General features: G+C 63.4%; 22 protein-coding genes. 12 read left to right on the forward strand and 10 right to left on the reverse strand.

Annotated features, from left to right (window positions below; translation table 11 throughout):
* Positions 1–65 precede the first annotated feature (65 nt).
* On the forward strand, positions 66–566 hold the full coding sequence (locus ACFXS9_RS31485; RefSeq protein WP_028351627.1) for an Lrp/AsnC family transcriptional regulator: 501 nt from the start codon (positions 66–68) through the stop codon (positions 564–566).
* 155 nt (positions 567–721) lie between these two features.
* Here the strand turns inward: ACFXS9_RS31485 and ACFXS9_RS31490 are convergent, their stop codons facing one another.
* From ACFXS9_RS31490 to ACFXS9_RS31505, 4 genes are all read right to left on the reverse strand, one after another.
* Positions 722–2,221 carry a phosphomannomutase/phosphoglucomutase gene (locus ACFXS9_RS31490; protein WP_392695746.1) on the reverse strand — a complete coding sequence of 500 codons (1,500 nt, stop codon included), beginning with the start codon at positions 2,219–2,221 and terminating at the stop codon, positions 722–724.
* Between the two features lie 117 nt (positions 2,222–2,338).
* Positions 2,339–2,842 carry a TIGR02281 family clan AA aspartic protease gene (locus ACFXS9_RS31495; protein ID WP_392700125.1) on the reverse strand — a complete coding sequence of 168 codons (504 nt, stop codon included), beginning with the start codon at positions 2,840–2,842 and terminating at the stop codon, positions 2,339–2,341.
* A 177-nt stretch (positions 2,843–3,019) separates the two neighbouring features.
* Positions 3,020–5,503, reverse strand: a complete 2,484-nt coding sequence (gene hrpB, locus ACFXS9_RS31500) for an ATP-dependent helicase HrpB (RefSeq protein ID WP_392695749.1) — start codon at positions 5,501–5,503, stop codon at positions 3,020–3,022.
* 140 nt (positions 5,504–5,643) lie between these two features.
* Positions 5,644–6,960, reverse strand: a complete 1,317-nt coding sequence (locus ACFXS9_RS31505; RefSeq protein ID WP_392695752.1) for a UDP-glucose dehydrogenase family protein — start codon at positions 6,958–6,960, stop codon at positions 5,644–5,646.
* A gap of 182 nt (positions 6,961–7,142) precedes the next feature.
* On the opposite strand from ACFXS9_RS31505, the gene ACFXS9_RS31510 reads away from it, so the two are divergent.
* From ACFXS9_RS31510 to ACFXS9_RS31520, 3 genes are all read left to right on the forward strand, one after another.
* Positions 7,143–8,195 (forward strand): acyltransferase family protein, encoded by a 1,053-nt coding sequence (locus tag ACFXS9_RS31510; RefSeq protein ID WP_392695755.1) that lies wholly within the window; start codon positions 7,143–7,145, stop codon positions 8,193–8,195.
* Positions 8,196–8,455: 260 nt separating this feature from the next.
* Positions 8,456–11,506, forward strand: a complete 3,051-nt coding sequence (polA, locus tag ACFXS9_RS31515) for a DNA polymerase I (protein ID WP_392695758.1) — start codon at positions 8,456–8,458, stop codon at positions 11,504–11,506.
* 157 nt (positions 11,507–11,663) lie between these two features.
* Positions 11,664–12,299 (forward strand): LysE family translocator, encoded by a 636-nt coding sequence (locus ACFXS9_RS31520; protein ID WP_392695762.1) that lies wholly within the window; start codon positions 11,664–11,666, stop codon positions 12,297–12,299.
* Positions 12,300–12,451: 152 nt separating this feature from the next.
* On the opposite strand, the gene ACFXS9_RS31525 is transcribed toward ACFXS9_RS31520, so the two are convergent.
* Positions 12,452–13,078: a glutathione S-transferase family protein gene (locus ACFXS9_RS31525; RefSeq protein WP_392695765.1), complete on the reverse strand. Its 627-nt coding sequence runs from the start codon at positions 13,076–13,078 to the stop codon at positions 12,452–12,454.
* 300 nt (positions 13,079–13,378) lie between these two features.
* Between ACFXS9_RS31525 and pyrE the strand changes: the two genes are divergently transcribed.
* On the forward strand, positions 13,379–13,942 hold the full coding sequence (gene pyrE, locus ACFXS9_RS31530) for an orotate phosphoribosyltransferase (protein ID WP_392695768.1): 564 nt from the start codon (positions 13,379–13,381) through the stop codon (positions 13,940–13,942).
* A 104-nt stretch (positions 13,943–14,046) separates the two neighbouring features.
* A complete protein-coding gene (locus ACFXS9_RS31535) occupies positions 14,047–14,859 on the forward strand; it encodes a DUF2865 domain-containing protein (RefSeq protein WP_392695771.1) in 813 nt (270 codons plus the stop codon).
* Positions 14,860–14,958: 99 nt separating this feature from the next.
* On the opposite strand, the gene ACFXS9_RS31540 is transcribed toward ACFXS9_RS31535, so the two are convergent.
* Together ACFXS9_RS31540 and ACFXS9_RS31545 are read right to left on the reverse strand one after the other, a co-directional pair.
* Entirely contained in the window at positions 14,959–15,390 is a 432-nt protein-coding gene (locus tag ACFXS9_RS31540; protein WP_392695774.1) for a hypothetical protein, read from the reverse strand.
* Between the two features lie 255 nt (positions 15,391–15,645).
* Positions 15,646–15,876, reverse strand: coding sequence for a hypothetical protein (locus ACFXS9_RS31545; protein ID WP_392695777.1), 231 nt, complete (start codon positions 15,874–15,876; stop codon positions 15,646–15,648).
* A 254-nt stretch (positions 15,877–16,130) separates the two neighbouring features.
* Here ACFXS9_RS31545 and ACFXS9_RS31550 point away from each other — a divergent pair, with 254 nt between their 5' ends.
* From ACFXS9_RS31550 to rocF, 3 genes are all read left to right on the forward strand, one after another.
* Complete coding sequence (locus ACFXS9_RS31550; protein WP_392700127.1) at positions 16,131–18,659, forward strand: glycogen/starch/alpha-glucan phosphorylase; 2,529 nt, start codon at positions 16,131–16,133, stop codon at positions 18,657–18,659.
* Positions 18,660–18,785: 126 nt separating this feature from the next.
* Positions 18,786–19,604: an acyl-CoA thioesterase gene (locus tag ACFXS9_RS31555; protein WP_392695780.1), complete on the forward strand. Its 819-nt coding sequence runs from the start codon at positions 18,786–18,788 to the stop codon at positions 19,602–19,604.
* Positions 19,605–19,753: 149 nt separating this feature from the next.
* Entirely contained in the window at positions 19,754–20,755 is a 1,002-nt protein-coding gene (rocF, locus tag ACFXS9_RS31560; RefSeq protein ID WP_392695783.1) for an arginase, read from the forward strand.
* 35 nt (positions 20,756–20,790) lie between these two features.
* Here the strand turns inward: rocF and ACFXS9_RS31565 are convergent, their stop codons facing one another.
* The 3 genes from ACFXS9_RS31565 to ACFXS9_RS31575 form a co-directional block, all read right to left on the reverse strand.
* Complete coding sequence (locus tag ACFXS9_RS31565; RefSeq protein ID WP_392695786.1) at positions 20,791–22,407, reverse strand: phosphoenolpyruvate carboxykinase; 1,617 nt, start codon at positions 22,405–22,407, stop codon at positions 20,791–20,793.
* 183 nt (positions 22,408–22,590) lie between these two features.
* Positions 22,591–22,797 (reverse strand): hypothetical protein, encoded by a 207-nt coding sequence (locus ACFXS9_RS31570; RefSeq protein WP_392695789.1) that lies wholly within the window; start codon positions 22,795–22,797, stop codon positions 22,591–22,593.
* 64 nt (positions 22,798–22,861) lie between these two features.
* A complete protein-coding gene (locus ACFXS9_RS31575; RefSeq protein ID WP_392695792.1) occupies positions 22,862–23,596 on the reverse strand; it encodes a HugZ family protein in 735 nt (244 codons plus the stop codon).
* A gap of 218 nt (positions 23,597–23,814) precedes the next feature.
* Between ACFXS9_RS31575 and ACFXS9_RS31580 the strand changes: the two genes are divergently transcribed.
* The 3 genes from ACFXS9_RS31580 to ACFXS9_RS31590 all read left to right on the forward strand — a co-directional run bounded on the left by ACFXS9_RS31580 (position 23,815) and on the right by ACFXS9_RS31590 (position 26,951).
* A complete protein-coding gene (locus ACFXS9_RS31580) occupies positions 23,815–24,516 on the forward strand; it encodes a response regulator transcription factor (protein WP_027541437.1) in 702 nt (233 codons plus the stop codon).
* 99 nt (positions 24,517–24,615) lie between these two features.
* Positions 24,616–26,433, forward strand: a complete 1,818-nt coding sequence (locus ACFXS9_RS31585; RefSeq protein ID WP_392695797.1) for a stimulus-sensing domain-containing protein — start codon at positions 24,616–24,618, stop codon at positions 26,431–26,433.
* The gene (locus ACFXS9_RS31590; protein ID WP_392695800.1) at positions 26,430–26,951 is read left to right on the forward strand and encodes an HPr kinase/phosphorylase; all 522 of its coding nucleotides are present in this window, start codon (positions 26,430–26,432) and stop codon (positions 26,949–26,951) included. The genes ACFXS9_RS31585 and ACFXS9_RS31590 overlap by 4 nt, the downstream gene beginning before the upstream one ends.
* Positions 26,952–26,994: the final 43 nt, after the last annotated feature.

Here is a 26,994-nt window from a genome sequence, read left to right on the forward strand (position 1 = left end):
GGCTTGCTATAGAAGAATTTTCTATATATGAGGGGATCAGACCTTTCATATGGAACATTCTTCTCATGACCGACCTAGCCGTTCAGCTCCCTGAAGCCAGCCGCCGGCTGGATGCCATCGACCGCAAGATACTGACCGTGCTGCAGGAGGACGCCTCGCTATCGGTTGCCGAGATTGGGGACAGGGTCGGGTTGTCGTCGACGCCGTGCTGGAAGCGGATCCAGCGGCTGGAGGCCGATGGCGTGATCCTGCGCCGGGTGGCGCTGGTCGACCAGAACAAGATCGGGCTCGGCATTTCCGTGTTCGTCTCGGTCGAGAGCGCCGACCATTCCGAGGCCTGGCTGCGAAAGTTCGCCGACGCCGTCAGCGCCATGCCCGAGGTGATGGAATTTTACCGGATGGCCGGCGACGTCGATTACATGCTGCGCGTCGTGGTTGCCGACATGGCGAGCTATGACGTGTTCTACAAAAAGCTGATCAGCGCAGTGCCGCTGAAGAACGTCACCTCGCGGTTTGCGATGGAGAAGATCAAGTCGGTGACCGCGCTGCCGGTGCCGGCGGCGTAGGGACAATCGTATCCCCACATTCACTGTCATCGCCCGCGAAAGCGGGCGATCCAGTATTGCAGAGACGTCAGCGACAGAGCCGAGAAGCCGCGGCGTACTGGGTCCCCCGCCTTCGCGGGGGACGACAGTCATGACTGGGGCGACGGGCGCCCCCCTCAAATCTTCTGATTATACTCACCCACTTCCGGATGCGTGCGCAGCACGGAATCCATCGCCTCGAACATGTCGCGCATGCGCGCCTCACTCACCGGGCTCTCGACCACGACCACCAGTTCCGGCTTGTTCGATGAGGCCCGCACCAGACCCCAGCTTCCGTCCTCGACGGTAACGCGCACGCCGTTGACGGTGACGAGATCGCGGATCTTCTGGCCGGCGACCTTGTCGCCCTTCTTCTGCAGCGCTTCGAAATGCTTCACCACGGCGTCGGCGACGCCGTATTTGGCCTCGTCGGCGCAATGCGGCGACATGGTCGGCGACGACCAGGTTTTCGGCAGCGCGTTCTTCAGGTCCGCCATCGACTTGTCAGGCGCGCGATCGAGCATCTCGCAGATCGCAATTGCCGAGACCAGGCCGTCGTCATAGCCGCGGCCGAACGGCTTGTTGAAGAAGAAGTGGCCAGATTTCTCGAATCCCGCCAGTGCGCCCATCTCGTTGGTGCGGCGTTTCATGTAGGAATGGCCGGTCTTCCAGTAGGCGGTCTTTGCGCCCTGCTTTTGCAGCACCGGATCCGTGACGAACAATCCAGTCGATTTCACATCGACCACGAACTGCGCTTCCTTGTGGATCGCCGACATGTCGCGCGCCAGCATCACGCCGACCTTGTCGGCGAAGATTTCCTCGCCGGTGTTGTCGACGACACCGCAGCGGTCGCCGTCGCCGTCGAAGCCCAGGCCCACATCGGCCTTGTGCTTGAGCACGGCGTCGCGGATCGCGTGTAGCATCTCCATGTCTTCCGGATTCGGATTGTACTTCGGAAACGTGTGGTCGAGCTCGGTGTCGAGCGGAATCACCTCACAGCCGATCGCCTCCAAAACCTGCGGCGCGAACGCGCCCGCAGTGCCGTTGCCGCAGGCGGCAACAACCTTCAGCTTGCGCTTCAGCTTGGGACGGCTGGTGAGATCGGCGATATAGCGTGCCGGAAAATTCTCGTGGAATTGATAGGAGCCACCGACCTTGTTGTTGAAATCGGCCTTGAGCACGATCTCCTTCAGCCGCGTCATCTCGTCGGGGCCAAAGGTGAGCGGGCGGTTGGCGCCCATCTTGACGCCGGTCCAGCCATTGTCGTTGTGCGAGGCGGTGACCATGGCGACGCAGGGCACGTCGAGATCGAACTGCGCGAAATAGGCCATCGGCGTCACCGCGAGCCCGATGTCGTGCACCTTGCAGCCCGCGGCCATCAGGCCGGAAATCAACGCGTATTTGATCGAGGCCGAATAGCCGCGGAAATCGTGGCCGGTGACGATTTCCTGTTTGACGCCGAGTTCCGCAATCAGCGCACCGAGCCCCATGCCCAGCGCCTGAACACCCATCAAATTGATTTCCTTCTCGAACAGCCAGCGCGCGTCATATTCGCGGAAACCAGTCGCCTTCACCATCGGTCCGGATTCGAAGTCATAGGTATTCGGAACCAGCACGGATTTGGGCTTCGGGAACATAAGATGACCTTGTCATGCAAGCGAGGGAACCGCAGCCATAGTGAAAACATAGGCCGGGCGAAAGGCGGGCCGACGCGTTTTGACGGTCAATTGCGGCGGTTTGGTAGCCGGATAACCTTACTGTTCCAGCACCATTCGGCCGTTGGCATATTCGAAGCGCTTCAGCTTCGACAGGAACGACAGGCCGAGCAGGTTCTCGGATAACGCCTCGTCGGGCAGCACCACGGCGTCGACGTCGCGCACCACAAGGCCGCCGAGTTCGATCATGGCAAGCCGCGTACGCGCGGCTTTGATGGTGCCGTTGGCGGTGGTGACAGTCGCGTTGTAGTCGCTGCGCGAGGGACGCAGGCCGAAGCGGGCCGCCGACTTTTCGTTCAGCGCCACCAGCGAGGCGCCGGTGTCGACCATGAAGTTGATGCGTTGCCCATCGATGCGGCCATCGGCCTGGAAATGGCCGCGCGCATCGCGAGGAATGTCGAGGCTGCGGCCTGAGGCTTGCGCGACGGTTTGCACGGGAGCTTTTTGAGGCGACGTGCTGGCCGAGGCCGAGGTCGGCGACATCTGGTCTGCCATCTGCGCCATGTAGGTGCCGAGGCCGACCAGGACGGCGGCAAGGATCATCAGGTTACGCATCACGCCACACTCGATTCCAGACCGCCGATATCACCACGCCAGCCGCGCGACCGCGACTAACGGCGATGACCGGGCCTGCCATTTTGACGAAAAGGATGAGTGAAGTGTTAACGGGCCTATCTTGAACCTCTCCCCGCGAAGAGCGGGGAGAGGGAGTTAAGACCCTCACGTCCCCCGTGGCTTGACCCGGCGGGTCGGCAGCGCGGTGGCCGGGTCTTCCGGCCAGGGGTGGCGGGGATAACGGCCGCGGAGGTCGGAGCGCACGGCGGCATAACTGCCGCGCCAAAAGCCTGGAAGGTCGCGCGTCACCTGCACCGGGCGTTGCGCCGGGGACAGCAATTCGAGAACCAGCGGCGCCTTGCCTTTGGCGATCGAAGGATGGGTGTTGAGCCCGAACAGTTCCTGCAGGCGCACAGCAATGGTCGGGCCCTGCTCGGCCTCATAGTCGATCGCGAGCATGGTGCCGGTCGGAGCCTCGAAATGCGTCGGCGCCTCGCGCTCCAGCCGCGCGCGCAATTCCCATGGCAACAGCGTCATCAGCGCATCCGAGAGATCGCCGGGGGAAAAATCCTTTAGCGAGGTCTTGTCGTGGAGCGCGGGCACCAGCCAGTTCTCGGCTTGTGCTGCCAGCGCAGCATCCGACAGATCGGGCCAGTTCTCACCTTCCGTCTTGCGCAGGAACATCACGCGGTCGCGCCATTGCTTCAGGGATTTCGACCATGGCAGCTTATCGAGCCCGGCGGCGACCAAGCCCGCAGCGAAGATGCGTGCGGTCTCTGTCGACGGCGACAGTGCCATCGGCGCTTCCGACAGCGTGATTGCGTGCAGCGTGCGCTTGCGGCGCGCACGCAGCGCCATCGCGCCGCGATCGAACGAAATCTCTTCGGTGCTTTCGATCTGATCGGCGAAATGCGATTCGATATCTCCTTGCGCGATCGGTGCTGCCAGCAGAATGCGTCCCTGGGCTGCGGTGCCGGTCAGTTCGGCGACCGCGATATAGGGCGTGCGCGCCAGCGACGAGGCTTGCTCGACGGCGGCGCCACGGCCGTTGGCGAGCACGAAACTGCCGTTGCCGCGGTTGCGGGCGACCCGGTCGGGGAAGGCGAGTGCGAGCATGACGCCTGTTGAAAGTTCGTCGTTAGGCGGGCGAAGCTGTTTGGGCTCCGTCGCCGCCACCTGCTGGGCCCAGCGCTGTGCAAGACTGCGCGCGCTGGAAGCACGCGGCGAGCGGTCGCGGCGGAACTGATCGAGCCTGACATCGAGATCGACGCTGTCGCCGCCGAGGCTGCGCTCGGTCAGGATCGCGGCGATTTCGGCGGCCTCTTCGCCCGCGCCTAGCCGATGCGAATCCACGATCATGCGCGCCAGCCGGGGCGGCAGCGCCAGTGCGCGTAGGCTCTTGCCCTCTGCGGTGATGCGGCCGTCGCTATCGAGAGCGCCGAGTTCGAGAAGCAGGCTGTCCGCTTCCTTCAGCGCCGGCGCCGGCGGGGGATCGAGAAACGCCAGCGTCGCCGGATCGCGGACGCCCCATTGCGCGAGATCGAGCACCAGCGAGGATAGATCGGCCGAAAGAATTTCGGGCTGGGTGTAGGCGGCGAGCGACGCCGTTTGCGGTTCGTCCCATAGCCGGTAGCACACGCCGGGCTCGGTGCGGCCGGCGCGGCCGCGGCGCTGGTCGACCGCGGCGCGCGAGGCGCGCACGGTCTCGAGCCGCGTCAGGCCGATATCGGGCTCGTAACGCGGCACCCGCGCCAGGCCGGAATCGACGACGATGCGGACGCCCTCGATGGTGAGCGAGGTCTCGGCAATCGAAGTCGCCAGCACGACTTTGCGTTGCCCCTTCGGTGCCGGCGCGATGGCGCGGTCCTGCACGGCGGCCTCCAGCGCGCCAAACAGCGGCACGATCTCGACGCTTGCGTCATGAACCCGTTCGCCGAGAAAATTCTGCGTACGGCGGATTTCTGCGGCGCCCGGCAGAAACGCCAGCACCGAGCCGGGATCGGCGCGCAGCGCGGTTGCGATCGCATCAGCCATCTGCCGCTCGATCGGCGCATCGGCCTTGCGGCCGAGATAACGCGTCTCCACCGGAAAAGCGCGGCCTTCGCTGGCAACGACAGGCGCGTCGCCGAGCAGTTTGCCGACCCTTGCACCGTCGAGTGTCGCCGACATCACGAGGATGCGCAGGTCCTCGCGCAGGCCGGTCTGCGTATCGCGGGCGAGCGCGAGCCCGAGATCAGCGTCGAGCGAACGCTCGTGAAATTCATCGAACAGCACGGCGGCAACGCCGTTCAACTCGGGATCATCGAGAATCTGGCGTGAAAAGATTCCCTCGGTGACCACCTCGATCCGGGTCGCGCGCGAGATCTTGGAGCCGAAGCGGACGCGATAGCCGACGGTCTCCCCTGCCCGCTCGCCGAGCGTCCGCGCCATTCGTTCGGCGCTGGCCCGCGCCGCGATCCGCCGCGGCTCCAGCATGATGATCTTCTTGTCCTTCAGCCAGGGCGCATCGAGCAGCGCCAGCGGCACCCGCGTGGTCTTGCCGGCCCCGGGAGGCGCCACCAGCACCGCCGCGTTGTTAGCCGCGAGCGTGCGCCCGAGTTCGTCGAGCACCGCATCGATGGGGAGAGGCGTGTCGAAGGTAAGAGGCAATATCTCTCATCCGTCATCACCCGCCTTGTGCGCAATGGCGCACTGGGGCGGGAGATCCAGTAAACGCAGCCGTTTCTGAGTACGAAGACCTTGCATACTGGATACCCCGCCTGCGCGGGGTATGACAACTGTGGTTGCGGCTACACCTTCGGCTCAGGCGCCCGTCCGACACTCTCATACGTGAAGCCCTGCGCGGCCATGTCCTCGGGGCGATAGATGTTGCGCAGGTCGACCACCACGGGCTGCGCCATTTCATTCTTCAGGCGCTCCAGATCAAGCGCACGGAACTGGACCCACTCGGTGACGATCACCAGCGCATCGGCGCCGCGCGCGCATTCGTAGGGGTCGGTGCAATATTCGATGTCGGGTAATTCCTTCTTCGCCTGCTCCATGCCGACCGGATCGTGTGCGCGCACCTTGGCGCCCATGTCGAGGAGACCTGTCACCAGCGGGATCGACGGCGCCTCGCGCATGTCGTCGGTATCGGGTTTGAAGGTGAGGCCGAGCACCGCCACCGTCTTGCCGCGCAGGCCGCCGGTTGCGTTGGAAACCTTGCGCGCCATCGCCCGCTTTCTGATGTCGTTGACGCCGAGCACGGCCTCGACGATGCGGAGCTGCACGTCATGATCCTGCGCGATCTTGACCAGCGCGCGGGTATCCTTCGGAAAGCAGGAGCCGCCGAAGCCCGGACCGGCATGCAGGAATTTTGAACCGATGCGGTTGTCGAGCCCGATGCCGCGCGCGACTTGCTGCACATCGGCGCCGACTTTTTCCGAGAGATCAGCAATCTCGTTGATGAAAGTGATCTTGGTGGCGAGGAACGCGTTGGCCGCGTATTTGATCAGTTCAGCGGTGCGCCGCGCCGTGAACATCAACGGCGCCTGGTTCAGCGACAGCGGCCGGTAGACGTCGCCGAGCACCTTGCGCCCGCGTTCGTCTTCGGTTCCGACCACGATACGGTCGGGGAATTTGAAGTCGCGGATCGCGGCGCCCTCGCGCAAAAATTCCGGATTGGAGGCGACCACGACGTCGGCCGACGGATTGGCCTCGCGGATCAATCGTTCGACCTCATCGCCAGTGCCGACCGGCACGGTCGATTTGGTGACCACCACCGTGAAGCCCGATATCGCCGCCGCAATCTCGCGCGCGGCGCTGTAAACGTAGGTAAGGTCGGCATGGCCGTCGCCACGCCGCGAGGGCGTTCCGACCGCGATGAACACGGCGTCGGCTTCTGCCACCGGCGCGGTCAGGTCGGTGGTGAAATCCAGCCGCTTGGCCTTGACGTTGGAGGCCACCAGCGCGTCGAGCCCGGGCTCGAAGATCGGGATCTCGCCTCGGCGCAGGGCTTCGATCTTGCCGGCGTCCTTGTCCACGCAGGTGACCTGGTGGCCGAAATCGGCAAAGCAGGCGCCGGATACCAGCCCCACATAGCCCGTGCCAATCATGGCGATTCGCATGAAAACAATCCGTATTTGATGGTTAACGCCAATCCCGATTTTGCGGGCGTCTTAGAGCATTTTTCACCAAAGGGGGAAACCGGAAAAAGCGCCCGATCCCGGCATATGCTTTGTATGGATAAAGAAGAAAGCAACGGATCAGGCCGAAGATGCGGCCGCCTCGCGCCGAAAAAGGGACACCGATGACTTCAAACGGTACATCCGCCGTTACGGAACGCTCCACCCGCATCGACTGGGTGGACTACGCCAAGGGCATCTGCATCGTCATGGTGGTGATGATGCATTCGGTGCTGGGGGTCGAAGCGGCGGCCGGCCAAAGCGGCTTCATGCATGCGTTCGTGATGTTCGCAAAACCGTTCCGGATGCCGGATTTCTTCCTGATTTCGGGCCTGTTTCTTGCCGTTGTCATCGACCGTGACTGGCGCACCTATCTCGACCGCAAGGTCCTGCACTTCGCTTATTTCTATGTGCTGTGGGTGACGATCCAGTTCGGCTTCAAGGCTCCTGGCTTCGCCGCTGAATCGGGTTGGCGGCATGTCGGATTCATGTATCTGGAATCTTTCGTCGAGCCGTTCGGCACGCTGTGGTTCATTTATTTGTTGCCGGTGTTCTTCGTTGTCACAAAGCTGTTGCGCGGCGTCCCGCCGCTTGCGATCTGGCTCGCGGCCGCGGCGCTCGAAATGGCGCATATCACGACCGGCTGGACCGTGATCGACGAATTCTGCGGGCGTTTCGTCTATTTCTATTCCGGCTACCTGTTTGCCAATTACGTGTTCGCGTTGTCGGACCGTGCGCGGGTGCGCCCGGTCCTCGCGCTCGTGGGCGTCGCGTTGTGGACACTCGTCAACGGCGCGCTGGTCGTATCCGGCTTTGACGAATGGCCGCTCGTTTCGCTGGCACTTGGCTTTGCGGGCGCCGGCGCCATCATCGTCATGGGCACGCTGCTGGCGCGCATGCAGTGGCTGAATTTCCTGCGCTATTGCGGCGAGCATTCCATCGTCATCTATCTCGCCTTCTTCCTGCCGATGGCGGTGACCCGAACGCTGCTTTTGAAGACCGGCCTGATCGCCGATATCGGGATGGTCTCGCTGATCGTGACGGTTGCAGGCGTCGCGGGAGCGGTGGTGATCTGGCGCCTGGCGTTGGCGCTGCGGGCCGACTTCCTGTTCGAGCGCCCGGCCGCGTTCTGGATCGCGCCGAAAAAGGCCGCGCCGGCGCTGCAGCCGGCGGAGTAGGGTTCGCCGGATCGTTGTCGTCCCTGCGAACGCAGGGACCCATAACCACCGGCCCTCATGGTTAGATCTGATGAGGCCGCTGGATTGCTCCACAATAACCGCCTGCGTTTATGGGTCCCGGGTCGCGCGGAGCCTGTCATCGGGCGCGCATTCGCGCGACCCGTTGGCTTGCCCGGGACGACGGCAATTTGGCTGTGCGGTAGCGACCAAAATCCCTCTCCCGAGGCTGTCAATCCGCGCAAAAATCCTAAATTTCGGCCATGCCGAAATCAGCCCCCAAAGCCGCCGCGAAACCCGTTCCCGCCAAAGCGCCTGCCAAGGCGCCCGCCAAAGCCCCTGCCAAGGGCGACCATGTCTTCCTGGTCGACGGTTCCGGCTACATTTTCCGCGCCTATCACGCGCTGCCGCCCTTGAACCGCAAATCCGACGGGCTGCAGGTCAATGCCGTGCTCGGCTTCTGCAATATGCTGTGGAAGCTGTTGCGCGAGATGCCCGAGGATAACCGGCCGACGCATCTGGCGGTCGTGTTCGATAAATCGGAGATCACGTTCCGCAACAAGCTCTATCCTGATTACAAGGCGCACCGGACAGCGGCGCCGGACGATCTGATCCCGCAATTCGCGCTGATCCGCGAGGCGGTGCGGGCGTTCGATCTGCCGTGCCTGGAACAGGTCGGCTTCGAGGCCGATGACCTGATCGCGACCTATGTCCGCATTGCCTGCGAGCGCGGCGCTACCGCCACCATCGTATCCTCGGACAAGGATCTGATGCAGCTCGTGACCGATTGCGTCACCATGTACGACACCATGAAGGACCGGCGCATCGGCATCCCTGAGGTTATCGAGAAATTCGGCGTGCCGCCTGAGAAAGTCGTCGAGGTGCAGGCGCTGGCCGGCGATTCCACCGACAACGTTCCCGGCGTTCCCGGCATTGGCGTCAAGACCGCCGCGCAACTGATCATCGAATATGGCGACCTCGAACAATTGCTGTTCCGAGCCGGCGAGATCAAACAGCCGAAACGGCGCGAGGCACTGATCGAGAACGCCGAGAAGGCGCGGATCTCGCGGCAACTGGTGCTGCTCGACGACAAGGTCGATCTCGAAGTGCCGCTCGATGACCTTGCCGTGCACGAGCCGGATGCGCGCAAGCTGATCGCCTTCCTCAAGGCGATGGAATTCTCCACCCTTACCCGCCGTGTCGCCGAATATTCGCAGATCGATCCCGCCGATATCGAGCCGGATGCCGGCAACAAGAGCGGCGCCAGTGTCTTCGCTGTGCCGCCATCGGGCAAGAAGCCGGAGGGCTATGAAGGCGCGACGTTGGATAGTCCTCCCGCCGGCAAAGCCGGCACCGCGCCGGGCAAGACCGGCGGCGACAAGCAGGACAAGGCGGCGAGCCACAAGGGTACGCCGATATCGCTGGCCGCGGTCCGCGCGGAGGCCGCGCGAAAACTGCCGGTCGATCGGACCAAGTACCAGACCATCCGCACGTTCGATGCGCTCAATGCCTGGGTTGCGCGGGCCTATGACGCCGGCACGTTTGCGATCGTCGCCAAGGCGAGCTCGGACGATCCAATGCAGGCCGACATCTGCGGCATCGCGCTGGCGCTGGCGCCAAACGACGCCTGCTATATTCCACTCACACACAAGCAATCGGGCGGCGGCGCAGGCCTGTTCGACGCTGGCCTCGCGCCGGACCAGATCACGGCCGCCGAAGCGCTGGCGGCGTTGCAGCCGCTGTTGGAATCGCCGGGCATTCTCAAGATCGGCTTCGACATCAAGTTCAGCGCCGTGATGCTGGCGCAGCACGGCGTCACCCTGTGCAACGTCGACGACGCGCAATTGATGTCGTACGCGCTCGACGCCGGACGCAATTCACATGCGCTGGGGTCGCTCGCCGAACGCTGGTTTGGCCATGCCGTCACGAGCGAAAGCGAGCTAATCGGCAACGGCAAGAACAAGCTGACCTTCGACCAGGTCGCGATCGACAAGGCGGCCATCTATTCGGCCGAAAGCGCCGACGTGATCCTGCGGTTGCATCGCGTGCTCAAACCGCGGCTCGCCGCGGAGCACATGATGACGGTCTACGAGACCCTGGAGCGGCCGCTGGCCACCGTGCTGGCGCGGATGGAACGGCGCGGCATTTCGATCGATCGGCAGGTGCTGTCGCGGCTGTCGGGCGATTTCGCCCAGACCGCGGCGCGCGTCGAGGCCGAGTTGCAGGAGATCGCCGGCGAGCCGATCAATGTCGGCAGCCCCAAGCAGATCGGCGACATCATCTTCGGCAAGATGGGCATCCCCGGCGGCACCAAGACCAAGACCGGCGCGTGGTCGACCTCGGCGCAGATCCTCGACGAACTCGCCGAACAGGGTCATGAATTCCCGAAGAAGATTCTGGAATGGCGGCAGGTCTCGAAACTGAAATCGACCTATACCGACGCGCTGCCGAATTACGTGCATCCGCAGACCCACCGCGTGCACACGACCTACGCGCTGGCTGCGACGACCACGGGGCGGCTGTCATCCAACGAACCAAACCTGCAGAACATCCCGGTTCGCACCGAGGACGGCCGCAAGATCCGCCGCGCCTTCATCGCAACGCCGGGCCACAAGCTGGTGTCGGCGGATTACTCGCAAATCGAATTGCGGCTGTTGGCCGAGATTGCCGACATCCCCGTTTTGAAGCAGGCATTCCGCGACGGGCTCGACATTCACGCCATGACGGCCTCAGAGATGTTCGGCGTGCCGATTAAGGATATGCCGGGCGAAGTGCGGCGGCGTGCGAAAGCGATCAATTTCGGCATCATCTACGGCATCTCGGCATTCGGCCTTGCCAACCAGCTCGGCATCGCCCGCGAGGAAGCCTCCGCCTACATCAAGAAGTATTTTGAGCGCTTTCCGGGCATCCGCGCCTACATGGACGAGACGCGGGATTTCTGCCGCACCAACGGCTATGTCACGACGCTGTTCGGACGGAAGATGTACTACCCGGACATCAAAGCCTCCAACGCCTCGGTCCGCTCCTTCAACGAGCGCGCCGCAATCAACGCGCGCCTGCAAGGCACCGCCGCCGACATCATCCGCCGCGCCATGATCCGGATGGAGGACGCGCTGGCGGAGAAGAAGCTGTCGGCGCAGATGCTGTTGCAGGTGCATGACGAACTGATCTTCGAGGTGCCCGACGACGAAGTGGCGGCGACGCTGCCGGTGGTGCAGCACGTCATGCAGGACGCGCCGTTCCCGGCGGTGGTGCTGTCGCTGCCGCTGCAGGTCGATGCGCGGGCGGCGAATAACTGGGACGAGGCGCATTAGCTGCTTCTGTCATCGTCCGGCTCAAGCCGGGCGATGGCAGGCTTGTGTGCAGATAGGCTTCCATCGCCGCCAGAAATGTCCTCGGAGCAATATACGAAATGACATCGCCGCGGCTCGCACGTTAGAAACGTGCGCATTCCTCGCCGCGAGTCCCCCCATGCCTCACATCACAACTCTGCTCGGCTTCGCCCTGGTCTCGCTCGGCATGGTGCTGACGCCGGGGCCGAACATGATCTACCTGATCTCGCGCTCGATCACGCAAGGGCCGGCAGCCGGCATCGTCTCACTGGGCGGCGTCGCGCTCGGGTTCGTATTCTACATGCTGTGCGCGGCGTTCGGCATCACGGCGCTCTTGTTTGCGGTGCCCTATGCTTACGACGCGCTGCGGTTTGCTGGCGCTGCCTATCTGCTGTGGCTGGCGTGGCAGGCGCTGAAACCGAACGGGCGCTCGCCGTTCCAGGTGAAAAAGCTGCAAGTCGATAGCCCGCGCAAATTGTTTGCGATGGGCTTCGTCACCAATCTGCTCAATCCGAAGATCGCGATGCTGTACCTGGCACTGCTGCCGCAGTTCATCGACCCCACGGTCGGAAGCGTGCTGACGCAGTCGCTGGCGCTCGGTGCGATCCAGATCGTGATCAGCGTCAGCGTGAATGCGATGATCGCGATCGCCGCCGGATCGATCGCAAACTTTCTCGGCACGCGGCCGAGCTGGCTGTTGGTGCAGCGCTGGCTGATGGGAACGGTGCTGGCGGGGCTTGCGGTGAAGATGGCGTTCGAGGCGAAGCGGGCGTGATCTTTCTTCCTTCTCCCCTTGTGGGAGAAGGTGGCGCGCGAAGCGCGCCGGATGAGGGGTTCCCTCCGCGGAGACAGACCCCTCACCCGTCCGCGATGCTTCGCATCGCGTCCACCCTCTCCCAACAAGGGGGAGAGGGGAAGTGCGCTCAATCAATCCAGCTTGGCTTCCATACCGCGCTTGGTCGCCGGGCGGGCCATCATGGCGTTGTACCAGCGCTCGACGTTCGGAAAATCCTTCAGCTCCACCTTGTGGCGCGGATGGCGCCAGGCCCAGCCGAGGATGGCGAAGTCGGCGACCGACAAGGCATCGGCGACGAACTCCCGGCCCTCCAGCCGACGGTCGAGGACGCCGTAGAGCCGGCGGGTTTCGGCCATGAAGCGTTTGAGGCCGTAGGCGCGATCGGTTTCGTTCTCCAGCGCGATGAAATGATGCACCTGGCCCGGCATCGGTCCAAAGCCGCCCATCTGCCACATCAGCCATTCATAGACCGGGATACGCTCGGCCAGCGGCTTGGGCAGGAACTTGCCTGTCTTCTCGCCGAGATAAAGCAGGATCGCGCCGGACTCGAAGATGCCGACCGGCTTGCCGCCGGGGCCGTCGGGATCGAGGATCGCCGGGATCTTGTTGTTCGGGCTGAGCTTGAGAAAGGCGGGCGCCATCTGCTCGCCCTTGGTGATGTTCACCGGGATCACCTTGTAGGGCAGCCCCATTTCCTCCAGCGCAACCGAGATCTTGCGGCCGTTCGGCGTGTTCCAGGTGTGCAGTTCGATCGTCATTTTTTGTCATCCCCGCGACCCGTCTCCGCCAAGGCTCCGCCGGGGTTTGCGATAATGGGTCCGCCGGAGCTTTAGCGAAGGCGACAAGCGGGGTATCCAGTACCCCGGAACTTCGGGGCGTTACAACAGCCGCTGCGGAATACGGGGTCATCCGCTGGAGCCTGTCATCGGGCGGCGCGGTGCGCCGACCCGATGGGCCGGGACGACATTGTGCCCTGTTGACGGCGCTGGATCGGCGCTGGAATCTGCCCTGCAGCGTCGGTAGATTGCGCCCCGCCTGAAACCTTCGGGGAAACCGTCTTGTCCAAATCAGCCTCCCGCGCCCGCCTCGCCGAGATCATCCGCAAGCGCTCATTCGGCCGCGGCGAGATCACGCTGGCCTCGGGCCGCAAGAGCGACTTCTACTTCAACCTCAAGCCGACCATGCTCGACCCCGAAGGTGCGGCGCTGTTGGCGGAACTGACCTATGAGGCGCTGAAGGACGACAATCTCGATTTCGTCGGCGGGCTGGAGATGGGCGCGGTCCCGCTGGCGGGCGCGATCGCGCAGCTCTCCTGGCTCAAGGGCCACCCGATCGCCGCCTTCTTCGTGCGCAAGAAGCCGAAGGAACATGGCGCCCGCCTCGCGGTCGAGGGGCTGGCCAAGGGCGAGACCCTGCAGGGCAAGCGCACCGTGATCGTCGAGGACGTCACCACCACAGGCGGCTCGGCGTTGAAGGCGGTCGAGGCCGTGCGCGAAGCCGGCGGCGAGATCGTGCTCGTGCTTACGATGGTAGACCGTGAGGAAGGCGCGACCGAAGCCTTTGCCGAGGCTGGGCTTGAGTTTCGTTCGCTGTACAAGGCAGGTGAATTTTTGAAGGGGTGAGTAGGTCTTCCCCGGCCCCGCTCATCACTCATTTACCATCCGCCGTTAAGGTTACCCGAACTGAAGCCGTCGCGCTTCAGCGCGTTTGTTGGGTGGAGTTGGCGTTGCGTACAGAGTTGGCTTTTTCGCGCGTGCGGCGCCGCGCGACGTTGGTTGCCGCAGCGATCCTTTCGGGCGCTCTCCTGCTCGCGCCCGGCAGCGTTTCCGCCGAAGGCCTGTTCGATTTCCTGTTCGGCGGCGCGCAGAAGCAGCAGACGCGGCAAGCGTCACCGCAGGCCAATTTCTTCGCCGATCCGTTCGGCCTCAATCAGCAGCCATCAGCGCCCGCCCCGGCCCCACGCGTGGCTGGCTCCGGGCCAGCGTTTTGCGTGCGAAGCTGCGACGGCAAGTATTTTCCGCTGACCGCGCGCGGCACCGCCTCGCCGGTGCAGACCTGCCAGGCGTTCTGTCCGGCCAGCGTCACCAAGGTGTTTTACGGGAGCAACATCGATCATGCGACCGCGAGCAATGGCGAGCGTTATGCCGACAGCGAGAACGCCTACGCCTATCGCAAGGCGCTGAGCGCCGACTGCACCTGCAACGGCCGAAGCCCGTCCGGGCTTGCGCCGGTCGATCTCACGCTCGACACCTCGCTGCGCTCCGGCGACGTCGTCGCCACCACCGACGGCCTGGTGGCCTATACCGGCGTGCGTCTTGGCGCCGACCACACGGCGGAGTTCACGCCAGTCGCCTCCTATCCCGGCCTCACGGCGGATGTCCGCGCCCGGCTCGGCGAAATGAAGGTCGCGCCAGTCAGCGCCGAGATGGTCGCCGGCACCGCGCCGCTGCCCGAAGCACGGCGCGACGACGAACTGCCGACCGCCTCTATCCCGAAGACGGCCGCGCCGAAAGCGGCGAAGCGGGCGGAAGCGCGATAAGGCAGTACGCCGCAGGGCCCAAACACAAAATTGCGAAAACAACCCCATGCAAAGTAGCCTGGGCCCGGCCTCGCAGCATTCACATAGCTGACGCCAGCACTACCGCCCCACAATGACCCCGATCACGTTCGGCGCCGACAGATATTTTTCCTCGATCGCGGCCCGCGCCGCGGCGCGATTTTCCGGCGTCAGCAGGCCGCGCTTCTCGGCGAGAATCATCCAGCAATAGCCCCACCAGTCCGTCAGCATGCCCTGGTCGTCAACGAGATCGTAGCCTTGCTCGGCCGCAAAAATCCGCGCCTGCGCCTCATCCAGCGAATCGAGAAAGGCGTGATCCTCGATCGAAAACAGTTCGTCGCTGAAATCGTCCGTGGTGTAGCCCCACACCGACATGCAGACCGCGTTGAACTCGCGGTCGATCGCGTCGTCGTCGACAAGCCGGCGGCGCGAGGCCTGATGCAGGCGCGACAACGAACGCGCGAAATCGGCGATGCGGGTGAGAGCGAACTGATCGAAAGCGATGGTGGACATGTAGTCCTCGCAAACTCGGATGGGCCTATATGTTGTGTCGGCGGCGTGCCGAATCACAATGATATATCAAAGACTTGCTAAGGTGTTCTTAATTTGTTCCAACTTCGTGCCGAAACTTCGCCTATCCGGTTGCCGCAAGAATCGAGAATCATGGACGGGACGCAAGCAAGCCAGATTCGGACGCTGTGGCTGGAAGCGGCCGACGCGAGAACCTTGGGATCGTGCGATGGTATGAACCATCCGCAATCCAATCCTTCACATCGCCGACAACAGCTTGTCGCCGCAATAATTGGCGTAGAATTTTCCGCCGCATTGCCGCTTGATCGCGGCACAACGCGCGGCTGGTGAAGCGCCCTTTTCGACGCTGAACGAGCAGCTCAGCCCGTCGGCACTTCTGCCGGTCTTGCCCGCGGCAAAGGCGGCGCTGGTGGCGCTGATGCAGACCATCAATAACGCGGTGGCAGCGATCTCGATCGTCAATCTCATGACAGGCCTCCCCGTTTTGCTGGCACGCGATTCCTCGGGACTCCAATCGGCATCTACCCACCAAGCCCAGCGATCCCTGTACCTTGGTATTGAATTATAACACCAAAAGATAACACCAAAAGCCGGCCGCCGGTGCCGCGAAATCGGCCCGGTCCTTGCATAATTTCATACCAGCGCAGTGCACAACATACTCCGGCTTCTCCGGCGTTTCGATTACCGGACAAGGCGCCTATGTTGTGAGTCTCAATGCAGGGATCGACGTGTTGCAGGAACAAATCGCAGGGAACTATCCGGCACTTGACCAGCCGGTCGACGAACTCGCGCTGGCCGAGATCAAGGGCGCCATCCTCGCCAAGTTGCGCCTTGCGATCGGCAAGGACGCCGGCATGGCGACGCGTCGCGACTGGTACAAGGCCGCGGCGCTGGCGTTGCGCGACCGCGTCGTGCACCGCTGGCTGACGGCCGAAAAGGAGAGCTACGATGCGGGCAGCAAACGGGTCTATTATCTCTCGCTCGAATTCCTGATCGGCCGGCTGTTCACCGACGCGTTGAACAATATGGGCCTCTTGCCGGTGTTCGAGGCGGCGCTCGGCGATCTCGGCGTCGGCCTGGATGATTTGCGCAAATGCGAGCCGGACGCCGCGCTCGGCAATGGCGGTCTCGGACGACTTGCGGCGTGCTTCATGGAAAGCATGGCGACGCTGGCCGTTCCCGCTATCGGTTATGGCATCCGCTACGATTTCGGCCTGTTCCGCCAGATCGTTTCGCAGGGTTGGCAGCAGGAATATCCGGACGAATGGCTGAGCTTCGGCAACCCCTGGGAATTCCTGCGGGCGGAGGTGGTCTATCACGTTCATTTCGGCGGCTTTGTCGATCACGTCGACGACAACGGGCGCGACCGCGCGACGTGGCGCCCGGCGGAAACCGTGCAGGCCGTCGCCTATGACACGCCGATCGTGGGCTGGCGCGGCCAGCACGTCAACGCGCTGCGGCTTTGGTCGGCGCGCTCGCCCGATCCCTTGCGGCTCGACGTCTTCAACACCGGCGACTACCTCGGCGCCGTCGCCGAGGAAGCGCGCGCGGAATCGATCTGCAAATTCCTCTACCCGAACGACGAGAGCCCCGCGGGGCGCGAACTGCGGCTACGGCAGGAATATTTCTTCGTTTCGGCCTCGCTGCAGGACCTGGTCAAGCGGCACCTCGCCTCGGACGGGCAGTTGCGCAACTTGGCAATGAAGGTCGCGGTGCAGCTCAACGACACTCATCCTAGCCTTGCCGTCACTGAGCTGATGCGCATCCTGGTCGATCTGCACAATTTCCGCTGGGACGAGGCGTGGAAGATCACGGTGGCGACGCTGTCCTACACCAATCACACGCTGCTGCCGGAAGCGCTGGAGACATGGCCGGTCGAACTGTTCGAGCGGCTGCTGCCGCGGCATCTCGAAATCATCTACCGCATCAACGCCGCGCATCTGGCGCTGGCCGATCAGCGCTGCCCCGGCGACATCGAATATCGCGCGTCGGTGTCGCTGATCGACGAGAAGTCCGGACGTCGCGTGCGGATGGGGCAGCTCGCCTTCGTCGGCTCGCACCGCATCAACGGCGTGTCAGCGATGCACTCCGACCTGATGAAAGAGACCGTGTTCCACGATCTCAATCATCTCTATCCCGGCCGCATCACCAACAAGACCAACGGCATCACCTTCCGCCGCTGGCTGATGCTGGCCAATCCGAAGCTGACCGGTCTTATGCGCGAGGTCTGCGGCGAGGCCGTACTCGACGACTTCTCGCTGTTCGAGCGCCTCGAGGCCCACGCCAGCGACAACGCGTTCCAGCAGCGTTTTCGCGAGGTCAAGCATCACAACAAGCTGGCGCTGGCGCGGCTCATCAACGAGCGCCTTGGCGTCAAGATCGATCCGTCGGCATTGTTCGACATCCAGATCAAGCGCATCCACGAGTACAAGCGGCAACTGCTCAATGTCGTCGAGACCATTGCGCTGTACCAGGCGATCAAGGACGAGCCGCAGCGCGACTGGGTGCCGCGCGTAAAAATCTTCGCCGGCAAGGCGGCGGCGAGCTATCGCTACGCCAAGCTGATCATCAAGCTGATCAACGATGTCGCCGAAGTCGTCAACAACGACCCTGACGTCGCAGGACGGCTGAAGGTCGTCTTTCTCGCCGACTACAATGTCAGCCTCGCCGAAGTGATCATTCCGGCCGCCGATCTATCCGAACAGATTTCGACCGCCGGCATGGAGGCCTCCGGTACCGGTAACATGAAGCTGGCGCTGAACGGCGCGCTGACGATCGGCACGCTCGACGGCGCCAATATCGAAATCCGCGACCATGTCGGCGCGGAGAATATCGCAATCTTCGGCATGGAGGCCGGCGACGTCATGATCCGGCGCAAGCAGGGCCTGGATGCGACTGATGTGATCAGCCGCTCGCCGCGGCTGGCGCGCGCCATTACTGCAATCGAGAGCGGCGCGTTCTCGCCCGACGATCGCGCCCGTTTCGCCTCGATCGGCCACGCGCTGCGCTATCTCGACCACTACATGGTCTCGGCCGATTTCGATTCCTACTACGCGGCGCAGCGCGGCATCGACGCACGCTGGCAAGTGGTGCCGGCCTGGACCCGCGCTTCGATCCTCAACGTGGCGCGGATGCCGTGGTTCTCCTCCGACCGCACCATCCGCGAATATGCCGAGGAGATCTGGAACGTGCCGGTGCGGGCGGCTGCGCCGGTGCTGGAGGCAGGCGTCCAGCGCGGGGCGACGCGATAAGCCCCGGGGGCAGGTATACATTACCTCAGACGTCATTGAATTCGGCGGAGTTGCGGTGATATTGCATCCACGTCAGCAATGACGGCACTTGCGGCAAGGCTGTCGCCTCTGAAATCGAAAGTATCCATGCTCACCAAAGGCCCACACCTCTTCGACGACGCCACGCGGGTCACCGCCGGCGATAGCTGCTGGCAGGGTAAGACCAGCCCGGACTACTGGGCATTTGTCGGCCCGTTCGGCGGCTGCACAGCCGCCACCATCCTGCGCGCGCTGATGGAGCATCCGCAGCGTGCGGGCGATCCGTTGTCGGTCACGGTGAATTTCTGCGCACCGGTCACCGAAGGCGGCTTCGAGCTCGACGTGCGCCTGGTCAAGGCCAACCGTTCGAGTCAGCATTGGTGCGTGGAGATGACGCAAGGCGGCGGCGACGTCGCGACGCTGGCGACTGCCGTGTTCGCCGAACGCCGTCCGTCCTGGTCGCACCAGCAGGCAAAATTTCCAGGCGCCGCGCCGTTCGAGCAGTCACGTTCGTTTCCGAACACGCCGATGACCTGGACGCACCAGTATGATTTCCGCTTCGTCGAGGGTGAGCCGAATTTCTACGGCTCGCCGGCGTCGCCGCCGCTCGATGCATTCTCCAAGCAGTGGATAGGCGACCGCATGCCACGGAAGATCGACATGCTGTCGCTGATGTCGATGTCGGATGCCTTCTTCGGACGGGTATTTCTGGCGCGGCGGGAACTGGTCCCGTTCGGCACGGTGTCGCTGACGACGTATTTCCATACCGCGTCGGAAGAGCTGGCGGCCGAGGACATCACCCATGTGCTGGCGGTGGCCGACGCCAGAATTTTCCACAGGAGTTATGGCGACCAGCACGGCGAATTATGGTCGCCGTCGGGACGCCTTCTCGCAACCACGACGCAAATCGCCTATTTCAAGGCGTGACAGCGTAGGGCGGGCAAAGGCGCGCTTGCGCCGTGCCCACCATCTATCCAAGTGCTATCTTGAATGGTGGGCACGCTTCCGCCTTCGCTCGTCGAGCTACGGCGGACAAGCCGCTTTGCCCACCCTACGATTCTTCGGAGGCCCGGCTCATGTCCGAAGCTGCCCAACCCCGCATCGCCCTGCTCGGTGTCCCCCTCGAGATCGGTGCCTCGCAGGCTGGCACGCTGATGGGACCGGCGGCGCTGCGCACCGCAGGCATCGGCCGCATCCTCGATCAACTCGGTTTTGTCGTCGAAGACCATGGCGACATGCTGACGCCGGCCATTGCTCGCGCCGAGGGCCCGCCGCCGGCGAACGCCAAATATTACGACGTGATCAAAACCTGGATCCGCGCGCTCAGCGAGCGTTCGTATTTGCTCGCGCAATCCGGCGCCGTTCCGATCTTCATGGGCGGCGATCACTCGCTCTCGATGGGGTCGGTGAACGGCGTCGCGCGACACTGGCAGGAACAGGGCCGGCCGTTGTTCGTGCTGTGGCTCGATGCACATGCCGATTACAACACGCCGCAGACGACCGAGACCGGCAACATGCACGGCATGTCGGCGGCCTTTCTCTGCGGCGAGGACGGCCTCGAGGGCCTGCTCGGCGACGTGCCCCGCGCCTCGATCGGTCCCGAGCGGATCGATCTGTTCGGCATCCGCTCGATCGATCCGCTGGAGAAAAAGCTGGTGTTCGAACGCCGCGTCGCGATCGCCGACATGCGCGCCATCGACGAGTTCGGCGTCGCCGTCCTGATCCGGCGCGTGATCGAGCGCGTCAGGGCGAGCAACGGGGTGCTGCATTTAAGCTTCGATGTCGATTTTCTCGATCCTGCGGTCGCCCCCGGCGTCGGCACCACGGTACCGGGTGGCGCGACCTATCGCGAAGCGCATCTCATCATGGAGTTGCTGCACGATTCCGGTCTGGTGCGATCAGTCGACGTCGTCGAGCTCAACCCATTCCTGGACGAACGCGGCCGCACCGCGCGCGTCGCGGTCGAATTGATCAGCAGCCTGTTCGGCCTGCAGATCACCGATCGCCACACGCCCAGCAACGCGGTCTTTCCGGACAACAGCCAAATTCGTCGGAAAAGCAAAAAGGGCGGCCCATGAAGCCGCCCTTTGGAGCAGTTGCCTGCGTTTGAGCCTTACTCTGCCGCGAGCTTCAAATCCGGCGCAGCAGCGCGAACTTCGGCGTCGACCTGGGCTTCGAACTTGGCAAAGTTCTTCTGGAACATGCCGACCAGTGCGCGCGCGGTCTTGTCGAACTCGGCCTTGTCCTTCCAGGTGTTGACCGGATTGAGGATCTCGCTGGGCACGCCCGGCAGCGCGGTCGGCACCGCAAAACCGAAATACTTGTCGGTTCGGAATTCGACATTGCGCAACGAACCGTCCAGCGCTGCGGTCAGCAGCGCGCGCGTCACCTTGATCGGCATCCGGCTGCCGGTGCCGTATTTGCCGCCGGTCCAGCCGGTGTTGACCAGCCAGCAATCAACATTGTGCTTGGCAATCAGCTCGCGCAGCATGTTGCCGTAGACGGAAGGATCGAGCGGCAGGAACGGCGAGCCGAAGCAGGTGGAGAATTCCGGCTGCGGCTCATTGCCGAGACCGCGCTCGGTGCCGGCGACCTTGGCGGTATAGCCGGACAGGAAATGATACATCGCCTGCGCCGGCGAGAGTTTTGCAATCGGGGGCAATACGCCGAACGCGTCGGCGGCCAGCATCACGACGTTTTTCGGCTGGCCGGCGCGGCCGGTGCGCGAAGCGTTCGGGATGAAATCGAGCGGGTAGGCCGAACGGGTGTTTTCGGTCTTCGAACCGTCGTCGAAGTCGGGCACGCGGGTATTTTCGTCGAGCACCACGTTCTCGAGCACCGCGCCGAAGCGGCTGCTGGCGGCGAAGATCTGCGGCTCGGCTTCCTTCGACAGCTTGATGCACTTGGCGTAGCAGCCGCCTTCGAAGTTGAAGACGCCGTCGCTGCCCCAGCCATGCTCGTCGTCGCCGATCAGGGTGCGGTTGGGATCGGCCGACAGCGTGGTCTTCCCGGTACCGGAAAGGCCGAAGAAGATCGCGGTGTCGCCCTTGGGTCCGACATTGGCCGAGCAGTGCATCGGCAGCACGCCCTTGGCGGGCAGATAATAGTTCAGCGTGGTGAAGACCGACTTCTTCATCTCGCCGGCATAATAAGACCCGCCGATCAGGACGATCTTGCGGGCGAAATCGATCGCGACGACGTTCTCCGAGCGCACACCGTGACGTTTAGGGTCGGCGCGGAAGCTCGGCAGGTCGATGATGGTGAGTTCAGGCACGAAATCCTTCAGCGCTTGAGCCTCGGGGCGGATCAAGAGCGTTCGGATGAACAGCGAGTGCCAGGCAAGTTCGGTGAAGACGCGCGTCTTGATCTGGAAGCTCGGATCGGCGCCGCCGTAAAGATCCTGCGCATACAGCGTCATGCCTTCGGCATGCTTGAGGAAGTCGGCATAGAGCGCGGCAAACTGCTCCGAGGTGATCGACTGGTTACCGGCCCACCACATGTTCTTGTCGGTGGTCGCATCACGCACCGTGAACTTGTCCTTGGGACTGCGGCCGGTGAACTCACCGGTGTCCGCGCAGAGCGCGCCGTCGGCCGACAACACGGCCTCGCCGGCCGTGAGTGAATGCTGATAAAGCTGCGGCGCGCCGAGATTCCAGTGCACCGTCTTGAGATTTTTTAAGCCGAACTTGTCGGCGCCGAAGGCACCGTTGCGTAGACCCGTCTCTTGCACGAAGAAAGTCCTCCTCGAACCCGCGTTACTCGAATCGCGCGCATGTCGCTTGACGCGCTCTGTCGCGGTGAACCCTGAATATAGCCTTCCGGCCTCGGTGCGGCGACCTATATTGTTGAACGCCGTGCTTGCCAAGCCGATCCACGCGATTTGGTTTATTCCAGCGCGGAAGGTTGATTTCCATCAATCGCTTGCTGCACTGCTTTGCGCCGGTTTGCCCTTTTGGTTGCGCGACCATCCGCCGTTGGCTAGCTCGGCCGGTAATTGCTGCGTCGCACCATCAGGATATTTCAGCGCGCGGCGCGCGTTTTCATGACGAAGCTTTCCGCCCGTGTGATCGCGAACTGCACCATCGCTTCGCTTTACGACAAACGCCTGAATCTTCTTCACTGTCATCGGCGATGAATTCGACAGTGCAGCCGTGGTTGCTGGTGGCGGCAAGCGTTGACCCTTGCTAGCCCTTGGCCCGCGCCTCGCCTGCCAGCCGCACCAGCATCTTGCGCAACGCCATGGCGCTGGTGACCCGTTCCGGGAAATCCAGCCGCAGCGTCGCAGAGCCGGCCTGCATGTCCATGCCGTCGGGGTCGCAACCAGTGCAGCACCAGTCCGAGGACTCGGCGCCCAGCAGTTTGGTCGCGTAGAGGTTCATCGCCTCGCGGTGATCCTCATTCATATGCTCGACAGCGCCTTGCTCGGCTTCCAGCATATCGGTGGCATCGCCGATCTCGGTCATGAACTGCTCGGGCCTGAGATCGATGATGCGGCCGAAACCGGCGACCAGATGCAGGCCTGACGGGACGATCCGGAAGAACGAGAAATCCTTGAAATCTACAAACGCTTCAGCCGATGGATGAGCGTTGAGATAGCGCCGGCGCAGGATTTTCGCATCTTCCCCTTGGGCCTCCTCGGCCCGTCCCGCCAGCATGATCCGTGCGCCCTCCAGCGGATCGCCGGCGGCGCGTTCGTCCAGCATCAGCGATACCCTGCTATCGGCGAGGATGTTTTTTGTATGCAGCGCCAGCCGCGAAAGCAACAGAATCGGCGACGCATCGGCATGGCTGGCGACGTTCACCAGCGAGCAATAGGGATCGCCACTTTCGGGCATAAGCGTGGCCAACGCGCCCTGCCGACAGCGCCGCAGCAGCGATCGGGCCAGTTTGGAAGCATCAAAATCTGCGGTCGGCTGCATGGTTCCTTTCCGGCCATCTTATTGCAAAAAGGGCCTTTTCTCATCGGGTCAGGGTGCTATATGGGGGGCCGCGCGTCTCCTTGGGAGCGTTTTGCGGAACTCGGTCACACTTCAGCCCAGCTTGCATTGCTCGTTGACTGTGTACGAAGCCCATTTATGCGGCGTCTGGCTCAATTGCTCGCCGTTTAAGCCACTCTCTTATTCGAAAGCAGAGGCTCATGCCCACAATCGCCCTGGTCGATGATGACCGCAACATTCTCACTTCCGTATCGATCGCGCTCGAAGCCGAAGGCTATCGCATCATGACCTATACGGATGGTGCCTCGGCGCTGGACGGCTTCCGCACCTCGCCGCCGGACCTTGCGATCCTCGATATCAAGATGCCGCGCATGGACGGCATGGAGACATTACGCCGGTTGCGGCAGAAGTCCGACCTGCCGGTGATCTTCTTAACTTCCAAAGATGAAGAGATCGACGAATTGTTCGGCCTCAAGATGGGCGCCGACGATTTCATCCGCAAGCCGTTCTCGCAGCGCCTCTTGGTCGAGCGGGTCAAGGCCGTGCTTCGCCGCGGCCAGCCCAAGGATCCGACCGCCGTTCCGAAGGAGCCGGATGCACGCGCGCTGGACCGCGGCCTGTTGCGGATGGACCCGGAGCGTCACACTTGCACCTGGAAGAACGAGCCGGTGACGCTGACGGTGACGGAGTTCTTGATCCTGCAGGCGCTGGCCACGCGGCCCGGTGTGGTGAAGAGCCGCAACGCGCTGATGGACGCGGCCTATGACGACCAGGTCTATGTCGACGACCGCACCATCGACAGCCACATCAAGCGGCTGCGCAAGAAGTTCAAGGTGGTCGACGACGATTTCGAGATGATCGAGACGCTGTATGGCGTCGGCTATCGCTTCAAGGAAGCCTGATCTGCGTTTTCCGGGCGGAAGTGTTAACTGACACGTCCGCCCGTTCGGCGTAAAGGCGTAGAGCTAGAAATCGGCGCATCACAACCGGCAGTTCAGCCATTGCTAGATCGAACGCAGCCCGATCCCAACCTGAACCACGAGGATGCTTTGGAGCTCCTCGATCGGGAACGCGTTGCCGAGGATAATGCGGGCGAGAAGGGCTGGCGGCGACCGCTCGGCTGGTTGCGCCGGGCCGGGCAGTTCTTCTTCGCGCTCTCCTTCTCCAGCCTCACGCGCCGGATCGTCTCGCTCAATCTGGCGGGCCTCGTCGCGCTGGTGGCGAGCATTCTCTATCTCTCGCAATTCCGCGCCGGCCTGATCGATGCGCGGGCGCAGAGCCTTCTGGTGCAGGCCGAAATCATCGCCGGCGCGATTGCCGCCTCCGCCACCGTCGAAACCAACACCATCACGATCGATCCGGACCGGCTGCTCGACCTCAAGCCCGGCGAAAGCTACGGCGCGCCGGACGAATCTTCCGGGCTGGATTTTCCGATCAATCCGGAGCGGGTCGCGCCGGTGCTGCGGCGGCTGATCTCGCCGACCAAGACCCGCGCCCGCATCTATGGCGGCGACGGCGGCATGATCCTCGACAGCCGCAGTCTCTACGGCCGCGGCGACGTATTGCGATTCGAACTGCCGCCACCTTCGACGGAGAAGCCGGGCTTCGTCGAACGCGCGCTGATCGCGACCCGCACTTGGCTCAATCGCGGCGACCTGCCGCTCTATCGCGAGCTGGGCCCGGAGAACGGCAAGGGCTATCAGGAAATCGTGCAGGCGCTCGACGGCGTCAAGAGCAGCGTGGTACGCGTCAACGACCGCGGCGAGGTGATCGTCTCGGTCGCGGTCCCCGTGCAGCGCTTCCGTGCCGTACACGGTGCACTGATGCTCTCGACGCAAGGCGACGACATCGACCAGATGGTGACCGCCGAGCGGCTGGCGATCCTGAAGGTCGGCGGCGTGGCCTCCGCGGTCATGATCGTGCTGTCGCTCTTGCTCGCGAGCACGATCGCGGGTCCGGTGCGGCGGCTGGCCGACGGCGCCGAGCGCGTCCGCCGGCGCATCCAGACCCGCGTCGAGATTCCCGATTTCACCCGCCGCCGCGACGAGATCGGCCATCTGTCCGGCGCGCTGCGCGATATGACGAACGCGCTCTACAGCCGCATCGAGGCGATCGAGATGTTCGCCGCCGACGTCGCCCATGAATTGAAGAATCCGCTGACCTCGCTGCGCTCGGCGGTGGAAACGCTGCCTTTGGCACGCAACGACACCAGCCGCGCGCGCCTGCTCGAGGTGATCGAGCACGACGTCAAGCGGCTCGACCGGCTGATCTCGGATATTTCAGATGCGAGCCGCCTCGATGCCGAATTGCAGCGCCAGGACATGGCCCCGGTCGATCTGCGCCGGCTGCTGACGACGCTGACCTCGGTCGCCAACGAAACCCGGCTCGGCCACGACGTCGCGGTCGAAGCGCGCTTCGAGGGCCGCGGCGCCACCGATACTTTCTCGGTTCCCGGCCACGATTCCCGGCTCGGACAGGTGATCTCCAACTTGCTGTCCAATGCGCAATCCTTCTCCACCCCCGGCGGGAAGGTGCGCGTCACCTGCCGCCGCGCGCGCTCGGAGATCGAAATCATCGTCGATGACGATGGACCGGGTATCGGCGAGGATGCGCTGGAACGCATCTTCGAGCGCTTCTACACCGACCGTCCCCATCAGGGCTTTGGCCAGAACTCAGGTCTCGGCCTATCGATCTCCAAGCAGATCATCGAAGCGCATAATGGGCGGATCTGGGCGGAAAACCGCCACGGCCCGGCCGGCGCCGACGGCAAGCCGAGTGTGGCGGGTGCGCGGTTCGTGGTCAGGCTGCCCACGCCATGACGGCGGGCGCGAGCGTGCACGCCTCCGCCGTGCTGGTGGGCGATCGCGCCGTGCTGATCCGCGGGCCATCGGGCGCCGGCAAGTCACGGCTAGCCTTCGATCTGATTCTCGCCGGACGCGCCGGACAGCTTCCGCGGGCCGTTTTGGTCGGCGATGACCGTGTCCATCTTGACACAGTGGCCGGACAATTGTTGGTCCGCCCGGCGCAAGAATTGGCCGGGCTGATCGAGGTACGGGGCCTCGGCATTCGCCATTGTGACTTTGTTGGGGAAGCGGTGGTGGGCCTCGTCGCCGATCTTGCGGCCAGCGATGCCGAGCGGCTGCCGCCGCCGGAAGCGCTCTCCACCCGCCTGAACGGTGTTTTACTACCGAGAATTCCCGTCGGAACCGGCTACGACCCCCTCCCGCTGATTGCAGCGGCCCTGACGACAACCGCCGGTTCAGGTTCCGTCCAACCTTTGGATGATTGTTCGAAGGGGATTGGTAACCATATAAGCCCCAATATCGCCACCGAATAAACCGGCGCAGGCCTCACTCTTTACCGGCAAATTCCGGAACAAT

The organism is Bradyrhizobium sp. RDI18 (assembly GCF_043203335.1).
In the GTDB taxonomy this organism is placed as follows: domain Bacteria; phylum Pseudomonadota; class Alphaproteobacteria; order Rhizobiales; family Xanthobacteraceae; genus Bradyrhizobium; species Bradyrhizobium retamae.

What these genes read in the sequence shown, in the direction of transcription:
- ACFXS9_RS31485 (WP_028351627.1), top strand. Translation starts at nt 66, where the DNA reads ATGACCGACCTAGCCGTTCAGCTCCCTGAAGCCAGCCGCCGGCTGGAT.
- ACFXS9_RS31490 (WP_392695746.1), bottom strand. Translation starts at nt 2,221, where the DNA reads ATGTTCCCGAAGCCCAAATCCGTGCTGGTTCCGAATACCTATGACTTC.
- ACFXS9_RS31495 (WP_392700125.1), bottom strand. Translation starts at nt 2,842, where the DNA reads ATGATCCTTGCCGCCGTCCTGGTCGGCCTCGGCACCTACATGGCGCAG.
- ACFXS9_RS31505 (WP_392695752.1), bottom strand. Translation starts at nt 6,960, where the DNA reads ATGCGAATCGCCATGATTGGCACGGGCTATGTGGGGCTGGTATCCGGC.
- ACFXS9_RS31510 (WP_392695755.1), top strand. Translation starts at nt 7,143, where the DNA reads ATGACTTCAAACGGTACATCCGCCGTTACGGAACGCTCCACCCGCATC.
- polA (WP_392695758.1), top strand. Translation starts at nt 8,456, where the DNA reads ATGCCGAAATCAGCCCCCAAAGCCGCCGCGAAACCCGTTCCCGCCAAA.
- ACFXS9_RS31520 (WP_392695762.1), top strand. Translation starts at nt 11,664, where the DNA reads ATGCCTCACATCACAACTCTGCTCGGCTTCGCCCTGGTCTCGCTCGGC.
- ACFXS9_RS31525 (WP_392695765.1), bottom strand. Translation starts at nt 13,078, where the DNA reads ATGACGATCGAACTGCACACCTGGAACACGCCGAACGGCCGCAAGATC.
- ACFXS9_RS31540 (WP_392695774.1), bottom strand. Translation starts at nt 15,390, where the DNA reads ATGTCCACCATCGCTTTCGATCAGTTCGCTCTCACCCGCATCGCCGAT.
- ACFXS9_RS31545 (WP_392695777.1), bottom strand. Translation starts at nt 15,876, where the DNA reads ATGAGATTGACGATCGAGATCGCTGCCACCGCGTTATTGATGGTCTGC.
- ACFXS9_RS31555 (WP_392695780.1), top strand. Translation starts at nt 18,786, where the DNA reads ATGCTCACCAAAGGCCCACACCTCTTCGACGACGCCACGCGGGTCACC.
- rocF (WP_392695783.1), top strand. Translation starts at nt 19,754, where the DNA reads ATGTCCGAAGCTGCCCAACCCCGCATCGCCCTGCTCGGTGTCCCCCTC.
- ACFXS9_RS31575 (WP_392695792.1), bottom strand. Translation starts at nt 23,596, where the DNA reads ATGCAGCCGACCGCAGATTTTGATGCTTCCAAACTGGCCCGATCGCTG.
- ACFXS9_RS31580 (WP_027541437.1), top strand. Translation starts at nt 23,815, where the DNA reads ATGCCCACAATCGCCCTGGTCGATGATGACCGCAACATTCTCACTTCC.
- ACFXS9_RS31590 (WP_392695800.1), top strand. Translation starts at nt 26,430, where the DNA reads ATGACGGCGGGCGCGAGCGTGCACGCCTCCGCCGTGCTGGTGGGCGAT.